Raw genomic sequence first — 12,757 nt, 5'->3', positions numbered from 1 at the left:
CTTATCTTGAAAAATTCCATTCAATAATAACAGGAAGTACGTTTCTACGTACTTCCTGCATGCCATTCTTTATTATACCTGTCCGGTAATTAATTCTCTTCGTTTGCAATTACTGCATCAATATCTACAGAAACAACGTCTTCATCTTCCTTTTCTGCTTCCTTAGCCGGTTCCGGTGCAAGTAATGCCTTAACGCTTAAGCTGATCTTCTTATCTGCCTCATTGAAATCAACAACCTTAGCAGTAACCTCGTCACCAACCTTTAAAACATCAGAAGGTTTTTCAATGTGCTCCTTGGAAATCTGTGATACATGAAGCAGTGCATCCACACCGGGTTCAAGCTCTACAAATGCACCAAAATCTGTCATTCTGGCAACCCTGCCTGTTACAACATTGCCTACTGCATATTTCTCTGCTGCATCCTTCCAGGGATTTGCATCTTCAAACTTAAGGCTCAGTGCAATCTTGGTACCATTGATATCTTTGATAAATACCTTAACCTTATCACCAACCTTGAATACCTTCTTCGGGTTCTCTACTCGACCCCAGCTCATCTCAGAAATATGAAGCAGTCCATCTGCACCACCGATATCAATAAATGCACCAAAGTCAGTTACATTCTTAACAACGCCTTCAACCACATCTCCTACATGAATGCTCTCAAGAAGCTGCTGCTGCTTCTCTGCCTTCTCAGCAGTAAGGAGCTGTCTGCGGTCACCGATATATCTTCTTCTCTTAGGATTGTACTCGCTGATCACGAACTGGATCTCCTGTCCAGCATACTTTGAAAGATCCTTCTCGTAAGTATCAGATACAAGACTTGCCGGAATAAATATTCTTACTTCATCAACAATAACGCTTAATCCGCCTTCCAGTACCTGCGATACCTTTGCAGTAAGGACTTCTTTATTATTGAACGCTTCTTCGATACGCTTATTTCCTCTGTCAGCTGCCAGTCTCTTATAGGTTAAGAGAACCTGTCCCTCGCCATCGTTTACCTTCAGGACTTTAACCTCCATGGTATCTCCAGGCTTAACTACAGTAGTCAGATCTACATTGGGTTCATTGGTATATTCATTTCTTGTCAATATACCATCTGACTTGTAGCCGATATTAAGGATGATCTCTTCGGGCTTAACATCGATGACTGTACCTTCAACTACCTCTCCTGTATGTATTGTTTTTAATGATTCTTCCAACATTTGTTCAAAAGTTAATTCTGACATAATTTTGAACCTCCTCGATTATATTGTTGGGGGTGGAAGCCCCCGCAGTAATACCCACCAGAGCAGCAGTTTCAGGCAATTCCAAATGCAAATCATCCAGTGTCTGTATAAGATAGGTAGACTTGCATCTCTCCCTGCAGATCTCATAGAGCTTTCTGGTATTGGAGCTGTGCTTCCCACCTATTACTATCATCGCATCGACCTTGTCCGCAATTTCACGTGCCTCAGTTTGTCGTTCTTCCGTTGCATTACAGATAGTATTAACAATGGTAATATTGTAACCTTTTTTTTGAAAAATTTCAACTAATTCTTTAAATTTGTTGTAGTTAAATGTCGTTTGGGATACAAGGCACAGTTTCTCACCCGGTAAACAGGTGAATTTTTCTGCCTCCTCTGCTGATTCTATAACAGCTGCAGGCGTATGTGACCATCCCATGATCCCCTCTACCTCCGGGTGTCCCGGATTTCCGATAATGATGATCCTCCTGCCCTCTCCGCTTTCTTTTTCAACGATCCTGTGGATCCTTTTTACAAAGGGACATGTAGCATCCACACAGGTCAGTCCCTTTTTTTCTATCATTTCACAGATTTCTCTCGGTACTCCGTGGGACCGGATCACTACAGTTCCTTTATCAAGCTTTCTCAGATCCTCTTCTCCCTCCAGTACAGTAACACCCTTACTTTCAAGATCCTTCACCACTTCTTCATTATGGATAATAGGACCATAAGTATAAATCCTGTTTTCTGTTCCTGTCTGTTCATATACTGTTTCCACAGCCCGTTTTACACCGAAGCAGAAGCCGGCACTCTTCGCTAAAATAACTTCCATCTGCTTTCCTTCCTTATGCTTCTGTCAGGGAAAGGATCTTTTCTACCACTTCATCAATACTCATATCCGAAGAATCTACAAGGACTGCATCCTCTGCCTGCTTTAACGGTGCGATCTCTCTTGTCATATCCTGCTCATCCCTTTTTACGATATCCGCTTCTATCTTCTGAATATCACAGCTTTCCCCTTTGGCAGTCAGTTCGTCAAATCTGCGCTTTGCGCGGACTGCTGCGCTGGCTGTCAGATATACCTTTACATCTGCCTGAGGAAGGACACAGGTTCCGATATCCCTGCCATCCATAACAACACTGTTCTTTTCTGCCAGTTCCTTCTGAAGCTGGGTCAGTCTCTCCCTCACCTTTTTATTTTTACTGGTAACAGAAGCCATATTTCCCACTTCTTCTGTCCTGAGCACGGGATTCACATTTTCACCATTTAGCAGAACAACCTGCTCCCCATCCTGATACCGGATCGTAATATGTGCACCGGTACATTTCTCAGAAATCTCTTTTTCATCGGAGGGATCCGCCTTCTCCTTAAGCAGATAATACGCCATGGCACGATACATGGCACCTGTATCTACATATATAAAATTCTTCTCTCTGGCCACTCTCCTGGCTATGGTACTTTTACCGGCACCTGCCGGTCCATCTATGGCAATCTGATAACTCATCTTATGATTCCTTTCTGTTTTTACAGCCGCCTGGTTTTCCACTGCGCTCATTATATCATAAAACTCCAGCTGTTTTAAATCAAAATCTGTTTCGTTACTGACCGAAAAGCTGTATCCATCAAATTCCATAGTCCCGAAAAAGCACCGCTTCTCCGGTGCTTTTCCAAGTACAAAGCCAGTTTCTGTCCGGATAATTTCAAAAGAGTCAAGAGAAAGGCTCATTCCCTTTCCTGTCATTTTCATATAGCTTTCCTTCAGCGTCCAAAGTGTAAAAAAGGCCTTATCCGGATCACACGCAGATTTTATGTACCGTTCTTCTCCCTCATTAAAATACTGTTCTGCGATCTTAAGCGGTGCATTCACAATTTTTTCAATATCACATCCGACCTCACAGTCTGATGACACACCAACAACATAATCTCCTGCATGGGATACATTGAAAAAAAGATTGTCTGCAACAGGTTTTCCATTTTCGGAGTACTTCAGACAGCTTTCAGAAAGTCCGTTTTCATCCAGAATTTTATTTATAATAATACCTGCTCCAACGCTTCTCTTCCGGTCATCCGGCATGCGATACCGGATGACCTTTTTCCTCCGCTCTGTACCTACCAGTTCAAGAAGCCTTTTGTTCTCCAGTGGATCATCAAGCATATTAATATTTATTCTGTATAATTTCATCATTTTACTTTTTTGAAGATTCCAGGCTGAGAGTGTTTTTTATTTCTCAATCTGGATCTTCTGGTCAAATCCAGTGAGTCTGAAGACATCAAGCACTTCATCAGAAACATGGATGATCTTAAAGCCATCTTTGCCTGCCATTTTTTTGTATGCAGAGATCACCTGTCGTAATCCTGCAGAAGAAATATATTCCAGCTTTGCAAAATCAAACACAAGACTTGTTACACTGTCATCTAGATGGGACAGTTCCTCCTCTAGCTTTGGCGCTGTCAGTGTATCCAGCCAGCCACTGATCTCCATGGTTACCTTGTTTCCTTCAGTTCTGCTTGTAATTTCCATTCTTATTCTCTCCTTTTTCAGTTATTAGTCAAAAAATGCAAGTCTGTCAAGTGCTCCGATCGCACTTTCCAGATATCGGTCATCTGTAACAGGCCATTTATATTCCAGCCGGTAAAGCGCCTGTGCTGTAAACCGGTTGCTGTATTCCATCGTGTAAATCTCGTTCTCATTGTGTGAGGTATAGGCGATCAGTCCGGAAACGGCATCGGAATCATTGCCGTTCTTTGCAAATTCCTTAACTGCTTCCTCAAATTCCTCATCCTTAACAATGTCCAGCTTAAAGCCATATTTACGCATTGCATAGATCAGATCCGCCATATAGATATGGTGGCTGTTGCAGGCATGAAATACAGTGAATCTTCTGTCTGTCTGTACCAGCTTCAGAACAGCAAGTGCAGTCGAGTCAATCGGAGAAAGCTCTGCGATTTCATGCATGCTGCCCATCGGGAATTTGCCAACCGCCTTATAGCCTCTGAGGCTCCGCAGGAATCCGTTTGTAATAAAGTTAATCTGGAATTCACCGTCAGAGTTTCTGCTCATCAGATTACCCACACGGATGATCTTTGCGTCAAGTCCGCCGGAAACAGCTTCCAGTACCGCTCTTTCTGCCAGGAACTTGGTACGGATATATTCATTGGTAATACTCTGTCCGATATACAGGTCGTTTTCACAGAAGACTCTGTCCTTTGGCGGAATACCCTCTGAGCCTTCCCCTGCAACGGATACTGTGGAAATCTGGATCAGTCTGCGTCCATTGTTCTTACAGAAATCAATCAGATTTTCGACACCATGTACATTGATCTTTTCCAGCACATCCCCGGCCGCAAAGTGCTTTACGCAGGCTGCACAGTTAATGAGCGTCTGGAATTTATAGGCTGCAAAGCTTTCCACCTGCTCCTTTGAAGTAATATCACCGTCCACACAGACAATACGATCTTTGAACAGCTCCTCACATGGATTATCGAAATAATACATCAGCATGTGCATCATCCGTTTTTCCATGGACTCATAGGCACCCTTACGCACCAGACAGTAAACCTTACCATCATAATTGTCAAGGTATGCCTTCAGGATATGGATTCCAAGGAAGCCGGTCGCTCCTGTGATCATAATATCTCCCAGCTTTTCCCTGGTGATCCTGTCCACATTTTCTTCCACGTTTCCACTGATAACACTCTGGATCTTATTATAATTGTAGCCAGCAAACTCATTATTGCTCTGTGCACTCTGATCGGATGCCTGATCATCTACGATCGCTGCCAGTTCACGGACTGTAGGGTATTTAAATACATCCGCATATACAATGGAAATATTCTTGGAAAGGCACATCACGGCAACCTTGGATGCGGTCAGTGAGGAACCTCCCAGTTCAAAGAAGTTATCCTCGATTCCCACCTTTTCAATTCCCAGTGCTTTTTCAAAGATCTCGCAGAGCACTTTCTGAACCGCAGTAACCGGCTCTACATAGCTTGTGCTGTCTACGGTTACTTCCGGCATCGGGAGTGCCTTCTTGTCGATCTTACCACCCGGTGTCACAGGCATTTCATCAATATGGACGAAGAAGGACGGCATCATATAATCAGGGATCAGGGGCTCTAAGAAGGTCTTCAGTTCTTCATCCGGGATGTCTTCTCCTGTGTAATAAGCAGTGATATACTTGTTTCCACCCTTCTCAACCACGGTAACAGCAGCATTTTTCACCAGTTCATGCTTCAGGACAGCGCCTTCGATCTCACCAAGCTCCACACGGTAACCCCTGATCTTAACCTGGGAATCAATTCTGCCAATATACTCGATATTTCCATCACCCTTCATTCTTACCATGTCGCCGGTTCTGTAAAGACGTCTGTCATCTTCACATACAGAATACGGATTCTCCACAAATACTGATGCGGTCTTCTCCGGAAGGTTATGATATCCTCTTGCGATCTGGCGTCCTGCATGACAGAGCTCGCCGGATGCGCCTACCGGAAGTCTCTTTAAGTCTTCACTGACAATGTAGCTGCGTACATTCCTCTGGGATTTTCCGATTGGTATGTTGTCATACTGTTTATCAACCCAGAACTCTGTGGAAGATACGGTATCCTCTGTGGGACCGTAGCCATTGATCATCTGGTAAGTACGGTTTCTGTAATGCTTGAATTTCTCACCGCCAAGGGTAACAAATTTAAGATGCGGGGCATCCTCAAGCAGTTCTGCTACCAGTTCACCCATCTGAGTCGGGAACGTAACACTGGTCAGCTTCTGATCCTGTATACATTTTGTAACTGCAACGGCATCCTTGCGGATATCCTCCGGGAAGATATACAGTAATGCACCTGCGGTAAGCGGAGCAAACAGGTCGATTACCGATGCATCAAAGCAGAAGCTTGCAAATTCAGCCACAATATCATCCGGCGTTGTTTTTCTGGTCAGTCTGACATATTCGATCAGGTTCATCAGATTCCTGTGCTCCAGCATAACACCCTTAGGCTTTCCGGTAGAACCTGATGTATAAATCATGTAAGCAAGATTCTCAGGCTTCGGCGCTGTAAGCTCTGCAGAAAGGGTAAAGTCTTTTGCTTCTTCTGCGACATCATCAAGACTGATCACATTTCCTTCATAGAAGCTGACCAGATCCCGATACTGATTCATTACAAGCAGGTTCTCTGCTCCTGAATCCTTCAGCATGTACTCAATTCTGCTCTGCGGATACTCCGGATCCAGCGGTACATAGGCTCCGCCGGCCTTCATGACACCCACATAGGCAACTGCATATTCTTTGGTTCTTCCACACAGAATGCCTGCCGCTTTTTCTCTGCCAAATCCATTTTCAGTAAGCTTCTGTGCAACGTAATCGGACATTCTGTCCAGTTCACGGTAAGTAATTTCGCCAGAGCCATCTCTTACTGCCGGTCTGTCCGGATATTTTGCTGCTGCCTCCCGGAACAGATCCACAAAGGTCTTGCCTGTATGCTCCGGATCATCCTCCATCTCTGTCTCTTCCTCAAACATCAGCCTGATGTCTTCCGGCTCCTGTTCCTTCAGGATTCCACCTGCAGCAAGTTCCAGGTTGTCTGCAAGATATTTGATGGTTTCTTCGTAGTACATGTCACCACGATATTCAATTTCAAAGACAAACTTATTCCTTTCGATGGAAATGCTGATGGAAACCGGTGCCTTTGCCGCATTTAAGCTGACCGGCTCCTCCTGTGCGTATTCACCGCCGATCGTATCAAACGCAAAATTATCTCCCTGATAGATCACCATTGCATCTGCTTTGATGTTGAACTCATGGCTGATCTGTGAGAACGGATAAATATCGTTGTTCATGGAATCGATCAGCTGCTGCTGTACAGCAAGCAGTCCATCCTTTAAGTTTCCTGAAAAATCACTGTAAACAGGAAGTGTCTTTACCAGCATACCAACTGTCTCAGAAAGTCTGGAATCATTTCTTCCATGATAGATGGTAGTAAATACCGCATCCCTTCTGAAATTATATTTACCAAGTGTAAGGCCAAATACAGAAATGAAGAACACATTTTCTGTGATTCCATGCTTCTTGCAGAAATCCTTTACCTGCTGCACAGAAATCTCCGTAACCTCTCTGTGATAAGTCGCCGCAGTCGGAACTGCTCCGTTCTTATCCGGATAGAAGCTTATGCTTCCACCCTTATTTTCAAATACCGATTTATAATAGTTCTCTGCATTTTTATAGGTATCACTCTTCAGGGCATCGCGGTTATCCAGTGCGAGATCATAGGAGGTATACTTTTCTGTCTCCAGCTTTTCTCCGCTGTAAGCCCGGTTGATATCATTCAGGATAATACCAAGGGACGTACCGTCCGCGATAATATGATGAATATCAAGGAACAGATAATTTCCGTCACAGGTTCTGTAAATTTCAAACCGGAAAAGCTGATCATTAAACAGCATATACGGACGGACCAGCGTTTCCCTGTTCATTCCATTGATGATCTGTGTCTTGCAGCTTAAGCTGTCATCACGCTTCTGCAGGACATCCCCGTTTTCGTCCATAAAGAGACGGGTCTTCAGATAAGGATGTGCCTCTATCGTACTGTCAATGGCCTCTGCAAGCTTCTCAAGGTCTACCTTTTTATCCAGCTTCAGAAGGTAAGGAATATTATAAATGGTAGAGCCCATATTGGCTGTACATTCAATAAAGATTCCCTCCTGTGTATTGGTAAGCGGATAATTTTCCTGTATTTCTCTCTTTGTTTCTTTTCCTGCAGTCTGGACAAAGCCCTCCAACATCTCGATCGTCGGATGATTCTTGATGTCCGATGTCTTGATGACAATATCAAACGCTTTGGAGATCAGGATATTCAGCTTGATCGCACTGATGGAAGTCAGTCCTGCCTCATAAATATCTGTGGTAATACCAAATTCCTGATAGCCAAGGACATCTGCGATACAGTCAAATAATTTCTGCTGGATCTCATTCTTCGGTGCTATGATCTCTTCTATTTTTCTCTCAGGTACAGGAAGTGCCTTTTTATTTACCTTCTGATTCTGGTTCAGCGGGATCTTATCGATCTGCATGGTAACTGCAGGCACCATATAGGCAGGCTTGGTTTCCTTAATGAAATCATTTAATCCATTAATATCCACCTCACTGTCGGATACCACATAGGCTGCAATATATTTTCCGCCATTCGGATCATCAAATGCAACAACTGTCGCATCCTTGATACCAGGATATCTTCTGATGACCTCTTCCACTTCGGAAAGTTCAATTCTGAAGCCTCTGATCTTGACCTGGGAATCCTTTCTGCCGATGATCTGGATATTTCCATCCGGAAGGTATCTTGCCACATCTCCGGAATGATACAGAACCTCATAACCTTCGGTATCATCATAAATATTCTTTGTATAAACCTCAGCCGTTTTCTCAGGCTTATTGAGATATCCTCTGGAAACCTGGAAGCCTGAGATCATCAGTTCTCCGCAGGCACCATAGGGCAGCATATGACCTGCCTTGTCCGTAATATAAAGCTTGACATTGTCCAGTGCCTTGCCGATTGGTATGTTAGGGTAGTATTTATCCACTTCAAATGCTGTTACAAGAACAGTCGTTTCTGTAGGCCCGTAAACATTGACAAATCTGTAACCCTTGGGCGGCTCACAGGGAACCAGCTTCTCTCCACCAACGGAAAGATAACGGAGACTCTTACAATCCATTTCCAGTGCGAACTGTCTTCCGACCTGTGTCGTCATGAAGGAATGGGTAATGCCATTTTCTTCAAAGTATTTCTGCAGTCCGATGAAATCCAGACGGATCTCCTCCGGAATAATATGTAACTGCGCACCATTCGTAAGTGCACCGTAAATATCCATCATGGAAGCATCAAAGCCAAAGGACGCATAGGCAGCTATCTTACAATCAGGATCAATACTGTAATATTTCCAGTACCAGTGGCAGAATGCGGTAATATTTCCATATTCCAGCATACATCCCTTCGGTACACCGGTCGAGCCTGAGGTATAGAGTAAGATAAACAGGTCATGGAGCTGCGGCCTTTTCAGTTCTGCATCCACATCTTCAAGCTGCATGATTTCATCCGTATATAAAACAGGTCCCTGATAACCATCTACCAGATGCAGAAGCTCTCTGTCTGCGATCAGCAGTTTGGCAGCAGAATCCTCCAGCATATACATCAATCTGTCCTTCGGATAAGACGGATCGAGCGGCTGATAGGCTGCGCCGGCTTTGATAACGCCCATAGGCGCAATGGCCATATACTCGCAGCGGGGAATCAGAATAGACACGACATCTTCTGCTCCAATTCCAAAAGAAGCAATATATTTTCCAAGCCTGTCACTGATCTCATCCAGTTCCTTATAAGTGAACTTCTTGTCCTTAAATACAACAGCCGTATGCTCCGGTATAGTCTGTACCATTTCCGCAAATCTGTTGGAAATAGTTTTCGTCCTGTCATATTCACAGGCAGTATCATTAAATTCTGCAATCTTTTTAACTGCATTCTCTGAGATAATGGAAACCTCTGAAACGTACTTGTTTTTCAGTACAGAGTCCATAGCTGCTTCATAGGCGTCCAGCATACCGTCTACAAAAGCATCACTGTACATGTCACTGCGGAATTCCGCTGTAAGCACATATTCATTATTGTACTCTCTTACCTGGATGAGCAGCGGCATTTTCGCCATATCAAGGGAAAGATCGTGTCCCCTTGCAACGGTATCACCAATCGGGTAATCGTCACTTAATTCTGCCTGATAAGCAAAGGTAAGATCGGAATTGAATCCATATTTTGCACAGATATCAGAAAACGGGAAAATATCATTTGCCATGGAGGACAGGAGCTGCCCGGAAAGCTCTGTCATGTAGGCCTGGATCGTCGTCTTCTGCTCAAACCTGCAATAAACCGGAAGCGTCTTAACCAGCATGCAGACTGTATTTTCCAGTCTGGAATCATTTCTTCCGTTATAAATCGTGGAAAAGAGACTGTCGTCTGCATTGGAATATCTGGACATCAGAATACCAAATACACCAGTGAATAAAATATTCGGTGTCACTCCAAGCTTCTCGCAGCAGGAAAGGATCTTGTCTTCTGCAACGGCAAGCTTTCTCTCCAGATATCCCTTTTCAGGGTTCTTTCCGGTTACATCCGGAAGCGGAAGGGATTCGGTTTCCACCTCTCCGAACACACTGTCATAATACTTCTCTGCTTTCTTATATTTTCCTTCCTGCATCTGCTGCTCTTCATCAAGGGCAGCATCAAATCCGGTATATGTCTCCTTTTCCAGCTTTTCTCCTACATAAGCACGGTTGATATCCTCAAAAATGATATCATAGGAATTTCCGTCTGCAATAATATGATGGAAATCAGTAAAGAGATATTTCCTGTCTTCGGTAACATAAATCTGCGCACGGAATAAACGTCCCTTTTCCAGCTTAAACGGACGCACCAGTTCCTTCTTCAGCTCTTCAAACTGTTCATTCGTTGTCTCAATAACTTCCGGTACGAAGTTCTCCTCACCAGGACGCTGAACCATCTCTCCCTTATCGTTTAAGAATACCTCAGTAAGCAGATAGGAATGTGCTTTTACCATCTGTTCTACGGCTCTGGACAGCTTCTGTACATCCACGGAGCTTTCCAGTTCAAACAGGAACGGGATGTTATATACGGTGCTTTCTGGATTCTTGCTGCACTCCGCAAAAATACCCTTCTGGGAACCGGTAAGCGGATATACTTCCCGCTTTTCATAGGTTCTGATCTTGGGTGCAAGCATGACATAGTTTTCCAGTTTTTCAACAGTATTGTTTTCATGGATATCGCTTGTTTTTACCGTAATGCCAAACTCATCGGAGATCAGAACGCAGAGCTTCATAGCACTGATGGAAGACAATCCTGCTTTATAAAAGCTTGTATCAATTCCAAAGAAATCATTTTCCACTACACTGGAAACGATCTCAAAAATCTTCTTCTGCATCGGTGTTTCCGGCTCTTTCAAGTTCTTTGGCTGTGAAACAGGCTTTGGCAGCGCACTTTTATCAATCTTGCCATTTGCTGTTACCGGCATCTTTTCCATCTGCACGAAAACATCCGGTACCATATAATGCGCCAGTGATTCTGATGCATATGTAGAAAGCTCATCGGCATCAATCTTACGGTCTGCCATAAAATAACAGCAGAGATATTTATTATCGACCGGTACCGTAATACTGGTAATAATTCCCTCAAAGCTGTTAATGACCTCTTCAATCTCACCAAGCTCAATCCGTAATCCGCGAAGCTTGATCTGGTTATCAATCCTTCCAAAGAATTCAATTTCACCTTCCGGAGTAATTCTTGCAAGATCTCCGGTTTTATATGCTCTTTCACCATTCAGCGTAATGAAAACGGCTGCTGTTTTATCAGGCAGATTGACATACCCCCTGCCTACTCCAAGACCGGCAACTACCAGCTCGCCGGTTTCTCCGTCCGGAAGGATCTTATTATCCTTATCAACCACATATACCTGAACATTACCGTTTGGCTCACCAATCGTAATATTTTTGCTGTCAGTGATCACCTTCATCGTACAGCTGATCGTTGTTTCTGTAGGACCATAGCCATTCATAATATATGCATCCGGATTTACTGCACGTATTTTATCATAAAGAGCCGGTGGAAAGGCTTCTGCTCCCACGTCGAATACCCTGATCTGGGAAGCAGCTTCCTTAAGCTGTGGCAGATCGATCATGTTGGACAGATAGGTCGGTGTCGTTGTCATGATATCAACCTTATTTTCTACGATCAGATCACCAAGCATGACCGGATTCAGGATCTCTTCATCACTTGCGATCACTGCAGTCAGTCCGTTTGTCAGCGGAATAAACTCTTCCAGTACAGAAACATCAAATGTCATCGCTGCCATAGAAAGTGATACACTTCCCCTGCTCACATACCCGTAGGTTTCTGCATTTTTCGGATTAGGGTTTACGAAATTAGCAAGATTCAGATGCTCGATCATAACCCCCTTAGGCTTTCCGGTAGACCCGGATGTATAAATACAATAACAAAGATCATGTTCGCCAATCTCTGTATCCGGATTTGCTGTATTCGGATTTGCCAGCAGTTCTTCAAGCAGAACCACGATGCAGGGAAGCTTTTCAAACAGCTCCTTACGTTCCTCTGCGATTTCCTTTGTTGTGATCACAAAGGGCACTCCGGCATCCTCAAAGATAAACTGGATCCTGTCATCCGGATAATCCGGGGAGGCTACTGCAAACGCACCTCCGGACTTCAGAATTCCCTGTCGTACTGCATAAAAATCGCAGCAGCGCTCCAGTACTACCCCAACGATCGTCTCTCGTTGAACCCCTTTTTCAATGAGAGAATGGGCGATTTTATTTGCTCTTTCATTCAGCTGGGCATAGGTAAAGCGTTCTTTACTGGATGCGACCGCACATTTGTCCGGGTGCAGACATACCTGTTCCTCGAACAGCTTCGTTACAGGCTGAAACACAAATTCAAAACCGGATTTCTCGTTAATAGAAGACATTTC

At 44.0% G+C, this 12,757-nt stretch carries 5 protein-coding genes and 1 pseudogene; all 6 read right to left on the bottom strand.

Annotation, left to right across the window (positions count from 1 at the left end; translation table 11 throughout):
• Nucleotides 1-89: 89 nt before the first annotated feature.
• The 6 genes and pseudogenes from rpsA to WJQ40_RS05470 all read right to left on the bottom strand — a co-directional run bounded on the left by rpsA (nt 90) and on the right by WJQ40_RS05470 (nt 12,754).
• A complete protein-coding gene (gene rpsA, locus WJQ40_RS05495) occupies nt 90-1,226 on the bottom strand; it encodes a 30S ribosomal protein S1 (protein ID WP_118796825.1) in 1,137 nt (378 codons plus the stop codon).
• Nucleotides 1,207-2,055 carry a 4-hydroxy-3-methylbut-2-enyl diphosphate reductase gene (gene ispH, locus WJQ40_RS05490; protein WP_118796824.1) on the bottom strand — a complete coding sequence of 283 codons (849 nt, stop codon included), beginning with the start codon at nt 2,053-2,055 and terminating at the stop codon, nt 1,207-1,209. Before ispH ends, rpsA begins: the two co-directional genes overlap by 20 nt.
• Nucleotides 2,056-2,068: 13 nt before the next feature.
• A complete protein-coding gene (gene cmk / locus WJQ40_RS05485) occupies nt 2,069-2,728 on the bottom strand; it encodes a (d)CMP kinase (RefSeq protein ID WP_337538874.1) in 660 nt (219 codons plus the stop codon).
• A 180-nt stretch (nt 2,729-2,908) separates the two neighbouring features.
• A pseudogene (locus WJQ40_RS05480) lies at nt 2,909-3,298 on the bottom strand (4'-phosphopantetheinyl transferase superfamily protein); the annotation flags it as partial.
• A 147-nt stretch (nt 3,299-3,445) separates the two neighbouring features.
• Nucleotides 3,446-3,745 (bottom strand): STAS domain-containing protein, encoded by a 300-nt coding sequence (locus WJQ40_RS05475; protein WP_337538459.1) that lies wholly within the window; start codon nt 3,743-3,745, stop codon nt 3,446-3,448.
• A gap of 24 nt (nt 3,746-3,769) precedes the next feature.
• Entirely contained in the window at nt 3,770-12,754 is an 8,985-nt protein-coding gene (locus WJQ40_RS05470) for an amino acid adenylation domain-containing protein (protein ID WP_337538456.1), read from the bottom strand.
• Nucleotides 12,755-12,757 lie beyond the last annotated feature (3 nt).

The sequence above is a fragment of the Suilimivivens sp. genome (assembly GCF_037359455.1).
In the GTDB taxonomy this organism is placed as follows: Bacteria; Bacillota; Clostridia; order Lachnospirales; family Lachnospiraceae; genus Suilimivivens; species Suilimivivens aceti.
Note: the sequence above shows the minus strand (reverse complement) of the source record. Positions and strands in the feature narration are given on the sequence as shown.

Coding starts and splice junctions, on each gene's coding strand:
- WJQ40_RS05470 (WP_337538456.1), bottom strand. CDS start 12,754: ATGTCTTCTATTAACGAGAAATCCGGTTTTGAATTTGTGTTTCAGCCT.
- rpsA (WP_118796825.1), bottom strand. CDS start 1,226: ATGTCAGAATTAACTTTTGAACAAATGTTGGAAGAATCATTAAAAACA.
- ispH (WP_118796824.1), bottom strand. CDS start 2,055: ATGGAAGTTATTTTAGCGAAGAGTGCCGGCTTCTGCTTCGGTGTAAAA.
- cmk (WP_337538874.1), bottom strand. CDS start 2,728: ATGAGTTATCAGATTGCCATAGATGGACCGGCAGGTGCCGGTAAAAGT.
- WJQ40_RS05475 (WP_337538459.1), bottom strand. CDS start 3,745: ATGGAAATTACAAGCAGAACTGAAGGAAACAAGGTAACCATGGAGATC.